Origin of the sequence: Xenococcus sp. PCC 7305 (assembly GCF_000332055.1) — a bacterium.
Taxonomy (GTDB): domain Bacteria; phylum Cyanobacteriota; class Cyanobacteriia; order Cyanobacteriales; family Xenococcaceae; genus Xenococcus.
The window spans coordinates 23382-42607 of the sequence record NZ_ALVZ01000214.1 but is presented as its reverse complement, the minus strand read 5'-3'; the positions used below and the strand labels follow the sequence as shown (position 1 = coordinate 42607).

Genomic DNA, 19226 nt, shown 5'->3' with positions numbered 1-19226 from the left:
TAGAAGAATTTTAGTATAGCTTCCCGGCTTAAGAATAAAACGGAGGAACAATTATTATCTAGTAAATAGATTACTTAAGATCACTTAAGTAGTTGGCAAATGTAAAAAGTTATGATCAATTAAGGCTCTGTTCACTGGCCGCCGACTCGTCTGAAGCATCCGTAATTGGAGTGCCATCTTTGAGGTCAAGGATTCTGGTTACCGCAATGCGATCGCCTTTGGCAACCCCAGAGATCACCTGATATGCCTGACCTTGAATCGTCCCAACCTTAATTGGTTGTTGTTTAGCAACTAGTTCGGTTTCTTCCGATTCTCCTGGTGCGGCTACATAGACAAAGCTCTGTCCTCCAAGAGTCGTTACTGCCCTTGTGGGAACCAAAACTCCAGGATTTTCTTGCCAAATAACTTTTACCTGAACATATTCTCGGTCTCTAAGGCTGCCATCATTTTGAAAAGTTACTTTAGTCAAAATAGACTGGGTGTCCTGATCGACTTCGGGGGAGATAAAGGTCATTCTTCCTGTAATTCCGTCAGTGCCATCTTTCTTGATAATTTTGACGGGTAAACCTGCTTTTAATTGCGAGCGGAATTCTGTCGGAATAGAAATATTGAGGTAGAAAAGTTGATTGTCTGTGATCGTGGTGATTTGCTCCCCAGTATTTACAAAGTCACCGACTTTTTTCTGGCTAAAACTACCAACAATGCCACTAATCGGAGCATTGATCGTATTGAAGGCCAAGTTTTGGCTAACTGAACCTAATTCAGATTCAGCTTGTCTGACAGCTGCTTGTTGACTCTCTATACTGGCAACAGCTTGTTCAACTCTTTTCTGGGCTGCATCTAAAGATTTAATACTAGAATTGAGGGCCTCCTTTCTAGAATCTCGCTGAGCAACGGTAGTAGCAAGGTTGCGGGTTTTATCATCCAAATCCTGTTGGGGTTGAGCCCCGCCCTTAACCAACATTTCGGAGCGCTCAATATTAATCTGAGCAAGTTTTACTTCGGCTTCGCGATCTTGAAGATCAGCTCTCGCTCTTTCCACTTCTGCTGCTGCTGCTGCTCGATCAGCCTCTGCTGTGCCTAACTGAGCCTGAGTTTGGGCCAACGTCGCTTTCTGCACATTGACGGCTTGGGTTGCTGCGTTCACATCTTCTTGTTGCTGAGTAGGTTCTAGCTCAATTATGGGTTGCCCCTGAGTCACGCGATCGCCCTGCCTCACAAAGATATTGAGAATACGACCGTTAATTCTTGGTGCAAGGTTAACCCTGCCTCTAGCCTCAAGCGTTCCCACATACTGCGTACTATCAACCAAAGTGCTCGTCTCTAGGGTCTGCAATTTCACCGGGACAGCCCTGGCTCCTGGTGCTTGAGCTTCTTTTCCGCCACAGCCAACAACCAACAAAGGTATCGCGAAGACGGCACCTAATAGTTTCTTTGCAAAAGGATTACTAGTTTCTGCCTTACTCATAAGCCTTATCCCGTATACCTATACTGAAAAAATGTTAATACCGCTCAATTCTAAATTCAATCCCCGTATTATTACTATACTACTTGAGACTAAATTATTCAGAACAATAATTATAAATTGCTCAAGACAAAATGATCTCTTGCATAATCTAGATTGATCATTAAGATAATTTTTTTTGACGATTGCAAAATACTTAGGTGAAATAATATTTGAATCAAATTAGTAGCCCCAGGCAAACTGCTATGGTGTTACTATGAGGAGTCAAGAAAATATGGCGCAAAGTCACACTGGTTAATTATTTTTCCCTTATGCAGATCAAGTATAAAGCGATCGCTTGTTTAAGTGCTTTTATAACTCTTAACTCTCTACTAATTCCATCCGCAAGAGCTCAGGAATCTTATGCTAATTTTTTCGATTGGTGTCAAGCACAAGACAAACTAGATGCTGAAACCCAAAACACTATCAAAGCGGTGATGGAAGCCATCAATGTCGACAACTGCACTAGTGCTGCCAAAAGAGCAAATGTGATTACCAGACTCAATCTTATTTCTAGCGAGATCTCTGATGTTAGACCCTTGGGATCTCTGACAAATCTCACGCAACTTGTTATCTACAATAACCAAATCTCTGATATTTCACCTCTGAGCTCTCTAACAAATTTAAGAACATTACAACTTGGTTATAATCAGGTTTCAGATATTAGCCCTTTAGCATCTCTTACCAACTTGACATTGCTCGGTTTACTGAGGAACCAAGTATCCGACCTCACTCCTTTGGCCTCTCTCCCTAATTTATCTATCCTGCGTCTCAACCAAAACAAAATATCGGATATCAGTCCTCTCGGATCATTAACTAATTTGACTGAGCTCTATCTAGGGAGAAATAAAATATCAGATATCAGTGCTCTTAGCTCTTTGACTAATTTAGATGAACTTGATTTGAATTCTAATCAAATTTCCGATGTCAGACCTTTATCTTCTCTGATAAATTTGAGCAAGTTGAATCTAGATCGCAATCAAATTTCTAATGTGAGACCCTTGGGTAATCTGACTAATCTATCGGAACTATATCTGAACAATAATCCAGCTTCCAATCAAGTTTGTCCTGATAATAGTGATGCGCTCTGCTTCTTGTAGAAAATTCTATATTGATTACCTTGTATAACATTTCTAGCCAATAACAAAACGACTACGGCCTTGTTTTTTAGCTTCGTAAAGGGCATCATCGGCAATTTTAATTAATTTTTGGGGTTGACAAGTTTTATTCGGAATTAAACTAGCAACTCCCACACTAAGAGTTACATAGGAGTCGATGTCAGATTTTTCATGAACAATCTGAAGACGGCGAACATTTCGGATAATCCTTGCTGCAACTATTGCCGCATCAGCTGCATCGGTTCCAGGAAGAATCAGGGTAAACTCTTCCCCTCCATAACGAGCTGCCAAGTCTCCGTTTCGTTTTGCTCCATCAGCAATAATCTGAGCAACCAATTTTAGACAATCATCTCCTGCTTGATGACCATAAGTATCATTGTACTGCTTGAAAAAATCAATATCACAAATTAGTAACGAAAGATTTTCGCCGATTTTTTGTAAACGATACCACTCTAGCTCTAATGTGTGATCAAACTGCCGACGATTGGCCAATTGAGTTAAACCATCAATGACCGCTAATTGGCGCAAAGATTCGGTCTTTTTCCGGACTTCTTGATGCAAAATATCGTTGTAATTACGTAAATAAGTAATTACAGAAATGATGCTAATAAAAAGCAAAAAAACAATTATGGCAATATTTAGCTGAATAACTTTCATGCCATCCTCAGCAAAAATCATGACATCATTAATAGACTGATTAACTTCAATAACACCTCGTAGGTCGCCAACTTTCCAGTCTTTTTTCGGACTAGTGGGGTATGAATTGTGACAATCAACACAACTCGATTGCATTGTGACACCTTCGGCATAACGAAATAATACGAAATCTTTTACCTTATCTCGACGAAAAAAAGGTTGAGCAGGATTTATTTTTAGATGCTGTAGAGCTTCTTCTTCAAAACTATCTTGAGGGCCGCCATTGTCCTTTCGATACGGAAAAGGATATTCACTATAGAGTTGCAGTTCTGTGCCAGTAATTTGAGAGCTGAGGGTTTCGCCTAATTCGATGAGATAAGTTGCTGGATTAGGAATTGCATTGGGGATATTGTGATATTGAGGCGTTACCTTAATATTTTGATCCTTGAGACGATTGACGACATTTTGACTATAGGTAAACCAAGATTCTCTTAATATTTTTGATGATAATTCTGCCCGGCTCAAAGCCTGATTATCGATAAGACTATTAATTAAATGATTGGTGCCAAAAAAACCAATGGAGATTGCAATAAAAGATAAGAGAACAATAACCGTAGTAATTTTTTTGTGTAGTAATGCTAGGAATAAATCAAGTTTCCAGAAATGAATCAATTTTTTCATCTTCAACCCAATGATTAACTACCATATACCTGTCAAGACCACCAAGATTAATAGACTAACAACTATAAAGTAGATATCTAATACCGCCTTAAAATTGGCAATTTTTTAATAAAAAATTACTCATTCCATATTGGCACAAACTTTTATTTATAGCGCTACGCGCTGGGGAATGGAGAAAATGGACGATTTGGCGATGCGAGTCAAAGGTTTTAGGTATTGGGTTTTAGGTGTTAGGCAACTCCTAAAATAGGGATTGCCCACCATATAGTTAACTACATACAGAAACTAACTACGTAGAGAAACCTCAAACTTTTTAACTAAAGTATCGCGAACCTCTTGATGCACAGGATCAACATCCTGGTCTGTTAAAGTGCGATCGCTAGCTTTATAAACAATATTAAAAGCCAGACTACGCTGTCCTTCAGGAACACCTTTGCCTTTATATTCATCAAATAGTTCTACCTTATCGAGCAATTTACCACCAGCTTTAGTCATAATCTTGGTAATCTCAGCAACAGATAAGTCTAAAGGTGCAAAGAAAGCTAAATCTCTTTGGCTGGCCGGATAGGTAGAATAGGATTTGAATTTGGGAGTGGTGATTTGCTCACGGTTTAAGGCGTTATGTAAATTTTCAAAAGCTAATTCAAAAACATAGACCGCATCCAGAAGATCTCTTTCTTGACAAAGTTGAGGATGAAGTTGCCCAAAAACTCCCAAACGCTTACCTTCCAACCACAAGGAGGCTGTCCGCCCAGGATGGAATCTGACATCTTCTGACTCTGCTCGGTAAGTAATATTAAGCCCTAGGACCGCAAACACCCCGTCAAGAACTCCTTTGGCTTCATACCAAGTCATGGTTGCTGGCTTGCCGCTACGTGTCCAACCGCCTTCGGTGGCAAAATCTCCGCCCATAATTCCCGCAACGCGATCGCCTTCTTGAAAATCAGCGCCATCTTTCCAGAAAACATGACCGATTTCAAAGCCATTAAGACCCCCATTTCCTTGGGATTGATTATAAACATAGGCATCAATTAGCCCAGAGACTAAATTAGTCCGTAGGGCAGAATATTCAGCAAATAGGGGATTCGCTAAGGTAATTTCTTCTGCTACGGGTTTGACCAAAGAATATTGAACCAACTCGGTTAACCCAACACCTCGGAAACTAGCACGAAGCTTATTGCGCGTTAGGTATTCAGGGGAAAGATAACCTGGTTCGGTTTTCTCGGGCAAAGTATCGCAAAAACGATCATAACCATAAAGACGGGCCACCTCTTCGATCAGGTCGATCTCTCGTTCTAAATCGCGATAGCGATAGGGTGGGACTGTTACTTTCCAAGTATTAGGCTGATCGACAATGGTTTCGAGCTTACAACCCAAAGCTGTCAAAATAGTTTCTACTTCCTGAGTTTCAATATCTCCTGGGCCTTCTCCTTTGACTACTTGACCCAATAGAGAATGAATTCGACTTAAACGCAATAAAATTGAGGGTCTTTTAGTAATATCAGGACGAAAATTAGCAAAACTTTGATTGACTACTTTACCGCCTGCTAATTCAGCAAACAACGCGATCGCACGGTTACAGGCCATGACCAATTCTACTTGGTTAACTCCTCTTTCATATCGGGTCGAAGCTTCACTGCGTAAGCCCTGACTGCGAGAGGAGCGACGAATCGCTACAGGATCGAACAAGGCTGCTTCTAAAACGATATTTTCTGTCTGCCCATAAACTTCCGTCTCTTCTCCACCCATAACGCCTGCTAGAGCCACAGGGACATTATTCGCAGTAATTACCAAGTTTTGAGTGTTTAATGTTCTATCTTGCCCATCGAGGGTTTTGAGGCTTTCTTCCCCAGTGGCAAATCTCACCCCGATAGTTAAATTATCTCCCCCGGCAATTGCTTGTAATCTTTCTAGATCAAAGGCATGGAGCGGTTGCCCCCATTCCAACAGGATATAGTTGGTGATGTCTACTATGTTATTAATTGGTCGCACTCCCGCGGCTTGAAGTCGCCATTGCAACCAATTTGGAGAAGGCGCAATTTTTAAACCTTCAACTATTGTGCCAATATAAGCAGGACAAGCGAGCTTATCAGCAATTTCTAAACTCAAGCTATCACTAGAAGAGACGGTAACTTCCTCAGCAACAGGTAATCTAACTTCTTTATCGGTCAGAGCAGCCACTTCTCTCGCAATTCCCACCATACTCAGAGCATCAGCTCGGTTAGCAGTAGTAGCCAAGTCTAAAATTACATCATCCAAGCCCAATAAAGGACGGACATCTGCTCCTGGTTGCAGATCACCAGTGAAGATATGAATTCCTGCCGAATCTTTCTCTAGACCCAATTCTGATAGGGAACAAATCATCCCCGCCGAAGGAGCACCTCGCAATTTGGTGGGTTTCAACTTCAGATTCACCGCAGGAAGATAAGTTCCGACTGTGGCGACAGGGACAAAGATATTTTCACAAACGTTAGCGGCTCCACAAACAATATTTAATGGTTCTGCCTGTCCGATATCTACGGTACAAACACTCAATTTATCAGCATTAGGATGGCGATCGCGCTTGATAACTTTGCCAATCACCACTCCATCAGCTTGTTTACTCAAATCCTCAATCGCTTCTACTTCGAAACCCGCGATCGTTAAAAGTTTGCCTAACTCTTCGGTTGTCAGGTCGATATCTACTAATTCTTGTAACCAATTAAGAGAGACGCGCATTGATAATGTAATTTAATTTATATTTCTGACCCAGCCCAAAGATTTTAACATTCTTCTTTTAACATTCTCCCCAAAGAGCCCCCTTCCTTTAAAAGAAATAACCGCTCGTTTAATTCCTAACCAAATAGAAAATAGACGAACGGTAAAGTTGTTATTACTTATTACTCATTACTCATTTTCCCTCTAGGGAGCCAGAGCATTACCTCTAATCAAACTACCAATAGTTTTCGCTGTAATCTTCATTTGGGTTAGAGGATTTGCAGGAACTACAGTTTTATAGAGATAGCTGTCAAAAGTCATTTTTTGAACATCTACATCAGCACACATTTCCACAAAAGCCTCACGAGTTGCATCAGAGCGATAGAAGACTTTTTGCAGAATATCCAATACAAGATAAGTTGCACCGTATTGTTTATTCCATTTTTTCAAGAAGCCTTTAAGATCTGCTTCGGTAGGTAGCTTAGCACCATTTTGAGAAGCTTCAACAATAGTTTCGGCACACATTCTGGCAGATTTGGCAGCGAAGTAAATCCCTTCACCAGAAGATTTGGTAACCGTACCCAAAGCATCTCCCACTAAAACTACTCTGCCGCGAATGGGGCGAGGTCTGGGATGTTCGGGAATTGGATGAGCTTCTACTTTGATGATCTCCCCACCTTCTAGTTTACGAGCTGCACGAGCACGAATTCCAGCTTGGAGATCTTTAATTGTTGCTTTATGAACTTTCATTGTCCCCGTGCCCACTGCCACATGGTCAAATTTGGGGAACACCCAAGCATAGAAATCTGTGGAGACATCGTTGCCGACATACATCTCTGCTAAGTCTTCGTAATATGCCATTTTATCTTCAGGAAGACGAATCCGTTCTTGGAACGCGATCGCATAGTTATAGTCTCCAGCATCGATAGCTTTAGCAATCCGAGAGTTTGCTCCATCAGCACCAATTACAACATCGGCTTTGAGGGTTTTCATTACTCCTTTGCTACTACCATTGGAATGATCCGCGTAATGAAGAGTGTAAGGATCTTTATCGTTAGTGGGAACATCCAACTGATAAACTGTGCCGTTAATGAGATTAGCACCCAACTTAGCAGCACGATCACGCAGGAAGCCATCGAGGACTTCGCGGCGACACATGCCAATATATTCACCATCTTTAAGGGTATGACCGATATTTACTTCCACATTAGAAGGAGATATCATTTTCATCTTTCTAACCTGGCGGTCAATAATTTCTGGTGGGAGATCAAACTCGTCCACCATACAAAGGGGAATTGCCCCTCCACAAGGTTTAGCGTTATCTAGCTTTCTTTCAAATAAAAATGTTTCAATACCAGCTTTTGCCAAAATTTCTGCTGCGGATGAACCAGCAGGACCTGAGCCAACAACTGCAACCCTAATTCCCAAGGTCTTTCTCCTAAAAATATCTTCTTAAGCTACGGATCGGATAGTATCATGTAGTCTGGTCTTCTGGAACCAGATCTCCCGAGTTTGACCAAAGTTGCAATAGAGCTTAACAACTGACTTAATAAAAGTTAATTTTTAATGAGTATCAACTGTTATTTTTAATACAAAATATACATATAGCAATTCTCGTACTAATGAGGTACATAAACGCCTTGCTTTCGGGAACAGGGAACGGGGAACAGGGAATAGGGGAACAGGGAATAGGGGAACAGGGAACAGGGAACAGGGAATAGGGGAACAGGGAACAGGAAATAGGGGAACAGCAGGGAACAGGGAACAGGGAATAGGGGAACAGGGAATGGTAGAGTGTACCTCCTGACTCCGAGAAAAGCTATAAATGCTTCTAATTATTAGCTTGACGAAATGGGTTGGCCTTGGTGAGGCATTGCAAAAGGATTAACAAAAGTACAAAATTGATTAAAATTTAGGTTGATAAATCTTTTTTTTAATCCAATATATATGGAATTCAGCCCCCAGAAATCATTTCTTACGACAAAAGCATTACTTTTTATTGCACCGTTTTTTCTTTGGGGAACTGCAATGGTTGCAATGAAAGGCGTCATCACCCAGACCACACCTTTTTTTCTCGCAGGGTTCAGATTAGTCCCCGCAGGAATTTTAGTTTTAGTTGCTGCCGCTATTTTAAAACGGCCTCAACCTCAAACTTGGAAATCTTGGTTATGGATTAGTTTGTTTGCCTTGATTGATGGAGCAATGTTTCAGGGTTTCTTGGCCGCAGGTTTAGTGAGAACTGGCGCTGGTTTGGGTTCGGTGATGATTGATTCTCAACCGTTGGCTGTTGCCCTATTGTCTAGCTGGTTATTTGGCGAAATTATTGGTTTCTTTGGCTGGCTAGGTTTAATGATCGGCATTTTTGGTATTAGTTTGATTGGAGTTCCCGATCGCCTGATCTATGGGATCTTTCAGGGGGATTGGATGTCACTGAGTTTCGATTGGCTAGAATTTTTCAATAGTGGCGAGTTGCTGATGTTACTAGCGGCCCTGGCGATGGCAGTAGGAACAGTTCTTATTCGTTATGTAACGCTTCATAGTGACCCGATTGTGGCAACTGGCTGGCATATGATTTTGGGTGGAATTCCCTTATTTGCGATTTCTTGGTGGCAAGAGTCGACTCAATGGGTCAATATCGATTTATCAGGTTGGTTAGCCCTTAGTTATGCCACGATTTTTGGTAGCGCGATCGCCTATGGCATATTTTTCTATCTCGCATCTTCCGGCAATCTTACGAGCCTTAGTTCTTTGACTTTTCTGACCCCTGTTTTTGCCTTGCTATTTGGCAATCTAATTTTGGCAGAAGTTTTAAGTCCTCTCCAATCTGTAGGCGTTTGCTTAACTCTAGTTAGTATTTATTTAATTAATCAACGGGAACAAATTCGCAAATGGCTAACAGCTAATGAATAATGGCTTATGAGCTTTTCTCTTATTCTGTTCCCCGTTCCCTGTTCCCCATTCCCTTCACCCACATAATAAAACCAGGATCTAAGCCTAGTTTTGTGGCTCAATCCTGGGGATGTTCGAGAAGTATCTGCCACTATAGTAGAATTTTGAGGGTGGTCAATACATCGGTCATTTGACTGATTAAGACTGGGTATTCACTCCGCAATTTGTCTAATCTGCAATCGCAACTGCTCCAAATTTTCCGCTGGTTCTAGACAAGATAAACCCTGACAAACTAAAGCGATCGCGTCTTGAGGAAGTTCTGTAACTATGCGATAGACTGTGGTAGGGAAATAATCGGTGATTAAGATCGCAAATTCTTCTGTTGTTGTTTTGACCACTGTGCCGTTAAGCAACCAATCCAACGCTACAAATAGACTTGGACAGGCTTGGGGAGAAGATTTCATAATGCCAGCAAAGGCTTGTAATCCCTGCTCTGCGCGATCGCGATATTCTAGGTTATCAGTCAATAAGAAGAGACGAACCAAATTTGCCATTGCTACTCCATTAGCCGCAGGGGTAGCATTATCCATATAAGATCTTTCTCGGATTAATAAATTATCTCCCACATCTGAACCATTGTTATAATAACCACCGCCCATTTCACTCCAGAAGAGACGATCGAATTCTGCCTGTAGCGCGATCGCAGAATCCAACCATTGAGGATTTTGGGGACTACTCTGATGCAAATCTAATAAGGCTTTAATAAATAGGGCATAATCCTCTGATTGAGCCAAAACCGTAGCTTGTCCATCATAATTTAAACGATGCAATCTGCCTTCAAGCCATTGCTGTTGCAAAATAAAATTCGCAGTATTTTCGGCTAACTGTTGATAATTAGTAATCCCTAAAACACTGGCAGCCCTCGCCAAACCAGAAATAATTAAGCTATTCCAAGCTGTAATCATTTTCGTATCTGTTACTGGGGGAATTCGACCTGGCCAGGGTTTAGTTTTGGCTTCTCGGTTATTTTTAGCCACAGGAAAAGTATCAATCCCAGTTTGCTTTTCTCCGTAGCGAGCAGCAAATAATTTCTGAAGAGTTTGCTCTAAACTAGGGGATAATTCTTCGTGATTGAATCTTTGTAAAACATTACTACCTTCAAAATTTCCTTGGGGCGTAATACTAAACTCGGCCTGCAATTCGGCTAATTCTTCAGCAGATAAGAGATTTTCCAACTCATTGTAACTCCAGACATAAAAAAGGCCCTCTTCCGGTTCGGCTGCCTCAGCCGTCGCAAAATTATCCGCATCTTGAGAAGCATAGAAATAACCTTGGGGGGCCAGCATTTCTCTTTTTAGCCAGTTAACAATTCCTGCGATCGCGTCTTCAATCGTTAGGAAATGTCTTTGACAACTCCAAAGATTAGCCAGATATTCTAAAATTTGCCCATTATCATAGAGCATTTTCTCAAAATGGGGCACTGTCCAGGTGTGATCGACGGTATATCGATGGAACCCCCCGGCAACATGATCACAAATGCCCCCCAGAACCAAATCTTGTCCCCGTTGTAGACATAATTTATCTGCGTCATAACGATTATTAAAATTCAATCTACTGCCTTGCAGAGCCGCGGTTGCATAGGGAATCATGGGAAAATTCGGACGACCTGGATCACCTGATGACAAAACTGCGGTATTGGTTTCTAGACCTTGATCTAATAATTCTGAAGTTAAAGCATCTTCCGTGGTTTCTAAACTTGTACTGCGTTGTAAATTAAATAAAATCTCTGTTTTAAAACCCTCTAATTTTTCAGTTTCCACATCATAGAAACGTCTAACTGATTTTAAAATATCGATAAAACTGGGGCGATTATAACGAGGAGTCACCGGAAAATAAGTCCCGCCATAAAAGGGGACTAAATCTCCAGGAGTGAGAAAGATATTGAGGGGCCAACCCCCTTGCCCAGTCATCATCTGGAGCGCTTGCATATAGATACTGTCAATATCGGGTCGCTCTTCGCGATCTACCTTGATCGGGACAAAGTTATTATTGAGATAATCTGCGATCGCATTATCAGAAAAAGCTTCTCCTTCCATAACAGTGCACCAATGGCAGCTAGAATAACCAATCGAGAGGAAAATCGGTTTATTTTCTGCCGCGGCAATACTGAGTGCCTCATCACACCAATACCACCAATCAATGGGATTTTCAGCATGTTTTTGTAGATAAAGACTACGAGATTCAGCAAGATGATTAGTCATTAATAGTTACTAAATTGATAGTTAATAAAAGAAAAACTCTCTTTGCCCTCTGCCATCTGCCCTCTCTCTTGGTGAGCGTTCCCTTGCGCCTGACGGCGGCGCGGGGTCTCACCGCTGCCTTCTGCCTTCATCACTATTTCTTATCTGTCATCGATGATGGCAATCGCAAAATTCGCTCCAAAAACATAATGCCCTGAGAACGGATTTTCCGACTTAAGCCAATGGCATCTCCTTCTACTTTAGAAGCAAACTTATCTTGCAATAACTCTTGGAGTCGACTACTAGTCAAAGGACGATTAAGATTACCTTTTTCAGCGAGGGAAATCGAACCTGTTTCTTCAGAAACTACAATGCAGAGACATTTATCTACTCGCTCGGTAATTCCCATAGCTGCACGATGGCGGGTTCCCAATTGACGAGAAGCATTGCGCTCAGAAAGAGGCAAAATCACTCCCGCAGCGATAATTCGCGAACCTCGAACAACTACCGCACCATCATGGAGCATGGTAGAAGTCTGAAAAATAGTTTGTAGTAATTCTTTGGACACTTCTGCATTCAACGGAACGCCAGGGGAAACAAATTCTTCATTCTCTAAAGCATCAGTTGTCTCCAGCAACATTAATGCTCCTGTCCGATTTTGAGATAATTCTTTGACAGCTTCAACAATACGTTCAGTTGTACTATTGGGCTGAATACTAGTTCTTTGGCTTACTTGGAATAATTGAACAATTTCCCCCTTGCCAATTTGTTCGAGAAAACGACGGAACTGAGACTGGAAAATTACGGCCATTGCCACAGCAGCCCCGATAACCAACTTCTCCAGCAAAAAACCCAGCAATAGAAGTCCCAGACTTCTACTAACTACAGTGGCTAGCATAAGTGTAATAAATCCCCTGACCATCCATAGGCTACGACGCTCTCCCTCGTCAATAATCAGAATAAGAGCGTAACTCAAGGCAAGAACTAAGCCAATCTCGACACTTTTGGGCAGCCACGAAGGAATCCAGCTCAAGTCAGGAAAAAAACCCGACAATGACATTATTATTTTTCTAGTTTTTGTTTACAGGTTGAATATAGTGAGGGAGTATCATCAAATAGTTAGGAAATACAGCAATTAAATTAAACTCGAAAATCAATCAGCCTTTCTGGTAGGCGATCACGCTCCAAAAGATTTTGATAGGTTTCTCGCTCGATAATCAGATTAGCTTCTCCTTGATTAACTACCACTGCTGCTGGTCTTCCTATACGATTATAGTTAGAGGCCATGCTGTAATTGTAAGCCCCCGTCGCCATAACGACCAGGATATCGCCTGGTTCGGTTTCAGGAAGATTCGCATCTTTAATTACAACATCTCCAGATTCGCAATGTTTCCCTGCGACAGTGACGTTCCGACTCATGGGCGCCGACATTTTATTGGCAATCACCGAACGATACAAAGACTGATAAGTAATCGGACGGGGATTATCTGACATGCCACCATCTATTGCAATGTAATTGCGGATATCAGGAACTTCCTTATTCCCCCCCACAGTGTATGCAGTCACACAGGAAGAACCAATTAGGGAGCGCCCAGGCTCAGCAATCAATTTTGGCAGGGGAATTTGATGTTTATGACAAGCAGACTCGGTTGCCTCGGAGACTGCTTTCACCCAATTGGTGATGCTTGGAGGATCGTCCGTTTCGGTATAGCGAATTCCCAGGCCGCCACCAATATTCAGAATATTAACAGGTAAGCCGTACTCATTAGCCTTTTTCAGCCATTGTGCTAAGACATCTGCGAGATCTTGATGAGGTTGCTGCTCAAAAATCTGCGAGCCAATATGAGCATGAAGACCAATGCAGTTTAGGGCAGGCTGCCCACTTACGAAGGAGAAAACCTCTTCGATTTGATTAGGATCAAAGCCAAACTTGCTATCAAGATGACCAGTCTTTATATATTCGTGAGTATGACATTCAATCCCTGGCGTTAGGCGCAGCAAGATTGGCACAGGCTTAGGACTTTTAGCTGAGGAGATCGCGGCTAATGTCTTCAGCTCCAACCAGTTATCAATAATAACAGTACAACCACTCTCTACCGCTAATTCCAATTCCGCTGCGGACTTATTATTGCCATGGAAATAAATCTTGTCACTGCTCACTCCTGCCTGCAAAGTAGTGTAGAGTTCTCCTCCTGAGACGACATCAAAACCCAAACCTTCACTATCAATAATGCGACATACCGCCAGACAACTCCAAGCTTTGGAGGCATAAATAACTTGAGATTCACCGCTATAATGATTCGCAAAACCCTCTCGATATTGGCGACAAGCTGTTCGCAGAGTAAACTCGTCTAGAATATATAAGGGAGAACCAAATCTTTTTACTAAAAGCTCGACATCACAACCTCCTATTTCCAGAGTGTCATTTTTATTAACTTTTGCGGTTAGAGGTAATAATGATTGATTAGGAGACGGGGGATTTTCTAGATCATCGACCTGGGATAAATATTGATGTCCAGAATTTTCTAAGTTGCGATCTATCGAGAGCATGATTGGTGGGATAATGTTGATTAACGATTTAGAAGGTTAAAGATAAATAGCATTCTACCAGAATCTAAGTATAACTGCGGAAGAGCGATCAAAACTCTTCTGAAACTTCTGATTTGCGTCGGGGGAGCAACAAATCTTTGAGAAAATATTACGGATTGTTGCTTTGTTTGTAACAAATGAGACTGAATTAACAATGATTTCTTATGCTCGATCGCAAGAGCGGATTATTTTATTGTTAATAAGTTATGTTTCAACCTTTTAAAGAGTATTTAGAAGAAGAATTATTTGGTAATTTTAATTTGCGGAGCCGACCCATTCCCGCAGGACTTGAGGCTAATGTTAGCGATCGCGGTAAGAGTAAGGCGACTATTCAAAGTTGGTGTTATCAATCTGCCGAGCTGAGAAAAATACGCTACACCTATATTGATGCAGGAGAGATGTCTCAAGTGTTCAACTGCGTCATGTATCCTAGTCACAACTATGATCTTCCCTTGTTGGGAATTGATTTTTTATCTTTCGGCAAAAAGAAAATTTTAGTTGTTCTAGATTTTCAACCTTTATTTCGCGACCCAGCCTATCAGGAAAAGTATATTGAGCCGATGCGGGAGATTCGCGACAAGTATAATGACTTGGCACAAAATTTGGAGATGAAGTTTTATGATGCCAATCAGTATTTCTCTAAATATTTACTGTTTGCCAAAACCGACGCGGAAACAGTAGTTAACCGATTGTTTCCTGCCTATCAAGAATATGTCCAGTTATATTGGCAAATGTTGGCTTCAGCAGAGCCTTTAAAGACAGAAAGAGAGATTAAACGCATCATAGAAGCTCAAAAGCATTACGACCAGTATAGTGCGGAAAGAGATCCAGCGCATGGTCTATTTAGCAGCTATTTTGGTGAAGAATGGTCAAATAGATTCCTTTATGAATTTTTGTTCGAAGATGCCACACCTTTGGCGGTAGCTTCTGTCTAATTTTGGGTAATGGGTAATGGGTAACTTTCTTATTTCCCTCCACTCCTATTAGACCTAACACCTAACACCTAACACCTAACACCTAAAACCTAACCTACATGCTATATCAACCCTTTCTCGATTATGCGATCGCAACGTTGCAAGAGCGATTGGAATTATCCCCCTATCACATTCCAGAAGGTTTCGAGCGAAAAGAAGGGGTTATGGGCAAGGGAAAAAGACAGGAGAATGTCTTAACCACTAGTCATGCTTTCAAGTCAAAAAAGCTCAGGCAAATTAGAGCGGCTCATGTTCAAGGAGGAAATGCCTTACAAGTACTGAATTTTGTGATTTTTCCCGAGCTAAATTATGACTTGCCTTTTTTCGGTGGAGATTTAGTGACTCTTCCTGGGGGACATCTGATTGCGATCGATATGCAGCCTCTATTTAGAGACGATCCTAGCTATAAGGCCAAATATGCTGAGCCGATCATGCCAATTTTTGAGAAACACCAAGCAAATTTGGAATGGGGTGGCGATTTTCCAGCCGAAGCATCACAATTCTTTTCTCCTGCTTTTTTATGGACTCGTCCCCAAGAAACTGAAGTAGTTCAAACCCAGGTCTTTGAAGCATTTTGTGATTATTTACAAGCCTATTTAGATTTTGTTGAGCAAGCTGAAGAAGTAACAGATGGCAAGCAATTAGATGATATTTTGCAAGCTCAGAAGCGTTATCTAAATTACCGAGCAGAAAAAGATCCTGCAAGGGGAATGTTCACCCGTTTATACGGGGAGGAATGGACTGAGGAATATATTCATGGTTTCTTGTTCGATTTAGAAAGAAAGTTGGCCCTATCAACTTAAACCCTAACACCAGTATTTTCAATTGAGACTTCTGCCCCTGCCCTCTGCTCTTATGGATTGCGGTGTCCTTTGGTGCTGCCTTCTGCCTTCGGTTTATATTTATTTAAAAGCATCAGAAGTCCACTCACCTGACAAACTTCAACCTTTGAACGCACTATGTCAAGCTTGACGAGAAGAGGTTGTTTAAGTTATCAACAAAAAAAGTGCTACTAATGGTTAATGTTCAATATAGTGAAATGATAAACATTTCGAGACCTGATATTTTTTTCTCTAAGGGATAATAAATGTAAGGCGAGATCTGAGCTCCCAATGTGCAGCCGATATCTTTTATTTTAAGTCGTTAGTTATCTGTCTATGTCCACTCTTGTTATTGTCGAATCACCTACCAAAGCGCGTACCATCCGTAACTATCTGCCCAATAGCTTTCAAGTAGAAGCTTCTATGGGACATGTTCGCGATCTCCCTTCCAAGGCTGATGAAATTCCCGCGGCCTATAAGGACAAACCTTGGAAAAATTTGGCAGTTGATGTCGAAAGTGGCTTTAAACCGATTTATGTAATTCCTAAAACAAAAAAGAAGATTGTTCAGGAACTCAAAACGGCGCTCAAAGAGGCAGATGAACTGATTCTAGCGACGGACGAAGATCGCGAAGGGGAGAGCATTAGCTGGCATTTGCTAGAACTTCTCAAGCCCAAAGTACCAGTGAAAAGGATGGTATTTCATGAGATTACTCAGGAGGCAATCCAAAGAGCTTTGAGTGAATGTCGGGAAGTTAATCGGGATTTGGTTCATGCCCAGGAAACTCGCCGCATCCTAGACAGACTCTATGGCTATACCCTCTCTCCTCTTCTATGGAAAAAAATTAAATGGGGACTGTCTGCTGGTCGAGTACAATCAGTTGCGGTAAGACTTTTAGTAGAAAAAGAAAGGGAGCGTCGTGCTTTCCAGTCAGGAGATTATTGGGATCTCAAGGCGACTCTTGAATATGATCAGGACTTATTTGAGTCGAAATTAATTACTCTAGCAGGTAAGAAACTCGCCACCGGAGCAGATTTTGATGCTGATACCGGCAAAATTGCTCAGGGCAAAAATGTCATCTTGCTTAATGAGACCGAAGCGATTGCACTAAAAGAAAGATTAATTAATAAAACCTGGACGGTTAGTAAACGAGATGAAAAAGCCGTTAAACGCAAACCTTCGCCACCTTTTACGACCTCGACATTACAGCAAGAGTCCAATCGTAAATTAGGCATGTCGGCTCGTGAAACTATGGGAGTAGCCCAAAAACTCTATGAGCAGGGCTATATCACCTACATGCGGACAGATTCAGTGCATTTATCCCAAGAAGCGATCGCGGCTGCACGTTCCTGTGTCGAACAAAGATACGGTCAAGAATATCTTAGTCCCCAACCTCGCCAATACAGCACGAAAAGTAAAGGTGCTCAAGAAGCCCATGAAGCAATTCGCCCCGCAGGACAAACCTTCCGCACTCCCAAGGAAACAGGGTTAAGCGACAAACCATTCAAACTCTATGATCTAATTTGGAAGCGCACCGTTGCCTGTCAAATGGCAGAGGCAAGATTAACTCAGATTGCGATTAATATTGATGTTGAAGATGCAGTATTTCGTTCTTCGGGAAAGAGAATTGATTTTCCCGGTTTTTTCCGCGCTTATGTCGAAGGCTCAGACGACCCCAAGGCGGCCTTAGATGACCAAGAAGTCCTATTGCCAGCATTAGCAGTTGGCGATCAACCAGACTGCAAAGAGCTAGACGCCTTAGGCCATGAAACCCAACCGCCAGCGCGCTATACAGAAGCTTCTTTAGTCAAAACCCTCGAAAAAGAAGGCGTCGGTAGACCCAGTACCTATGCCAGCATTATTGGCACAATTATTAATCGCGAATATGCACAAGTGCGAGCCAAAGCCTTAGTCCCCACTTTTACCGCTTTTGCTGTGACCAGTTTGCTAGAAGAACATTTTCCCGATCTTGTGGATCTTAGTTTTACTTCCAAAATGGAGCGTACTCTAGATGAGATTGCGGTGGGAAAAGCACAATGGTTACCCTATTTAGAACAATTTTATAAAGGGGAAGTAGGACTAGAAACCCAGGTCAAAATCCAAGATGAAACCATCGATTTGGAAAATGCCAAAACGATTAAATTAGACAATCTGGATGTGGCGGTGCGTATTGGTAAATATGGCCCTTTTATTCAGGTTGATAATGGGGAAGAAGAACCAGTAAGAGCTTCCATCCCCGATAATTTGACTCCAGCAGATCTCAATCCTGAGCAAATTGCCGAGATTATTCGCCAAAAAATTGAAGGCCCTGATACTTTAGGTGTCCACCCGGAAACTGGGGAAAACATTTACATCAAAGTTGGAAAATATGGCCCCTATGTAGAATTGGGCGAAAAAACAGAAGAGAATAAAAAACCCAAGAAAATGTCTCTTCCCAAAGGAATGAAACCGGAGGAGGCAACTCTAGAACTTGCCGTTGGGTTATTAACTCTGCCCCGTCTATTGGGAGAACATCCGGAAACTGGAGGTAAAGTTAAAGCAAGTCTTGGTTTTTACGGTCCTTACATTGTTCATGAATTTAAAGCTGAAGGGGAGAAGAAAATCACGAAAGATTATCGTTCTCTTAAAAAAGAAGATGATGTGATCACTGTGAGCTTTGAACGAGCAATGGAATTGCTGGCTCAGCCCAAACGGGGTCGTGGAGGCGGCAAGAAGAAACCTTTGCGAGAGCTGGGAGAACATCCTGAAGATAAGGAGCCAGTAAATATTTACAACGGCCCTTATGGCGATTACATCAAACATAATAAGACCAATGTGGGGATTCCTGAAGGGGAAACAGTCGAAAGTATGACCTTAGAAGTTGCGATCGCACTTTTGGCAGACAAAGCAGGAACAAAAAAAACTACCAGAAAAAAAACTACTGCCAAGAAGACTACCACCAAGAAAACTACGGCTAAGAAGACTGCGACTAAGAAAACTGCTGCTAAAAAAACTACTACCAGAAAGAAAACAGCTAATACGTAATTGAAAATTATTCAAATTATTCGCTTTTTAGTTAAGGGACTTGGGTTCTTTTC

General features: G+C 41.7%; 12 protein-coding genes. 5 read left to right on the top strand and 7 right to left on the bottom strand.

What is annotated here, in order from left to right; genetic code table 11:
* Positions 1 to 115: 115 nt before the first annotated feature.
* Positions 116 to 1468, bottom strand: coding sequence for an efflux RND transporter periplasmic adaptor subunit (locus XEN7305_RS18500; RefSeq protein WP_006511018.1), 1353 nt, complete (start codon positions 1466 to 1468; stop codon positions 116 to 118).
* 308 nt (positions 1469 to 1776) lie between these two features.
* Here XEN7305_RS18500 and XEN7305_RS18495 point away from each other — a divergent pair, with 308 nt between their 5' ends.
* Complete coding sequence (locus XEN7305_RS18495; protein WP_006511017.1) at positions 1777 to 2604, top strand: leucine-rich repeat domain-containing protein; 828 nt, start codon at positions 1777 to 1779, stop codon at positions 2602 to 2604.
* Positions 2605 to 2637: 33 nt separating this feature from the next.
* Here XEN7305_RS18495 and XEN7305_RS18490 read toward each other — a convergent pair whose 3' ends face one another.
* The 3 genes from XEN7305_RS18490 to chlP form a co-directional block, all read right to left on the bottom strand.
* Positions 2638 to 3939, bottom strand: coding sequence for a diguanylate cyclase domain-containing protein (locus XEN7305_RS18490; protein ID WP_006511016.1), 1302 nt, complete (start codon positions 3937 to 3939; stop codon positions 2638 to 2640).
* 285 nt (positions 3940 to 4224) lie between these two features.
* A complete protein-coding gene (pheT, locus tag XEN7305_RS18485; protein ID WP_006511015.1) occupies positions 4225 to 6657 on the bottom strand; it encodes a phenylalanine--tRNA ligase subunit beta in 2433 nt (810 codons plus the stop codon).
* Positions 6658 to 6840: 183 nt separating this feature from the next.
* Positions 6841 to 8064 (bottom strand): geranylgeranyl reductase, encoded by a 1224-nt coding sequence (gene chlP / locus XEN7305_RS18480; RefSeq protein WP_006511014.1) that lies wholly within the window; start codon positions 8062 to 8064, stop codon positions 6841 to 6843.
* A gap of 519 nt (positions 8065 to 8583) precedes the next feature.
* Here chlP and XEN7305_RS18475 point away from each other — a divergent pair.
* Positions 8584 to 9546 (top strand): DMT family transporter, encoded by a 963-nt coding sequence (locus tag XEN7305_RS18475; RefSeq protein WP_006511013.1) that lies wholly within the window; start codon positions 8584 to 8586, stop codon positions 9544 to 9546.
* 191 nt (positions 9547 to 9737) lie between these two features.
* On the opposite strand, the gene XEN7305_RS18470 is transcribed toward XEN7305_RS18475, so the two are convergent.
* From XEN7305_RS18470 to lysA, 3 genes are all read right to left on the bottom strand, one after another.
* A complete protein-coding gene (locus tag XEN7305_RS18470; RefSeq protein ID WP_006511012.1) occupies positions 9738 to 11786 on the bottom strand; it encodes a thioredoxin domain-containing protein in 2049 nt (682 codons plus the stop codon).
* Between the two features lie 133 nt (positions 11787 to 11919).
* Positions 11920 to 12825, bottom strand: coding sequence for a diadenylate cyclase CdaA (cdaA, locus tag XEN7305_RS18465; RefSeq protein ID WP_006511011.1), 906 nt, complete (start codon positions 12823 to 12825; stop codon positions 11920 to 11922).
* A gap of 80 nt (positions 12826 to 12905) precedes the next feature.
* Positions 12906 to 14315, bottom strand: a complete 1410-nt coding sequence (lysA, locus tag XEN7305_RS18460; RefSeq protein ID WP_006511010.1) for a diaminopimelate decarboxylase — start codon at positions 14313 to 14315, stop codon at positions 12906 to 12908.
* A gap of 245 nt (positions 14316 to 14560) precedes the next feature.
* On the opposite strand from lysA, the gene XEN7305_RS18455 reads away from it, so the two are divergent.
* From XEN7305_RS18455 to topA, 3 genes are all read left to right on the top strand, one after another.
* Positions 14561 to 15289 carry a 15,16-dihydrobiliverdin:ferredoxin oxidoreductase gene (locus XEN7305_RS18455; RefSeq protein ID WP_006511009.1) on the top strand — a complete coding sequence of 243 codons (729 nt, stop codon included), beginning with the start codon at positions 14561 to 14563 and terminating at the stop codon, positions 15287 to 15289.
* A 98-nt stretch (positions 15290 to 15387) separates the two neighbouring features.
* Positions 15388 to 16131, top strand: a complete 744-nt coding sequence (locus tag XEN7305_RS18450) for a phycoerythrobilin:ferredoxin oxidoreductase (protein WP_006511008.1) — start codon at positions 15388 to 15390, stop codon at positions 16129 to 16131.
* A gap of 354 nt (positions 16132 to 16485) precedes the next feature.
* Positions 16486 to 19173: a type I DNA topoisomerase gene (topA, locus tag XEN7305_RS18445; RefSeq protein WP_006511007.1), complete on the top strand. Its 2688-nt coding sequence runs from the start codon at positions 16486 to 16488 to the stop codon at positions 19171 to 19173.
* Positions 19174 to 19226: the final 53 nt, after the last annotated feature.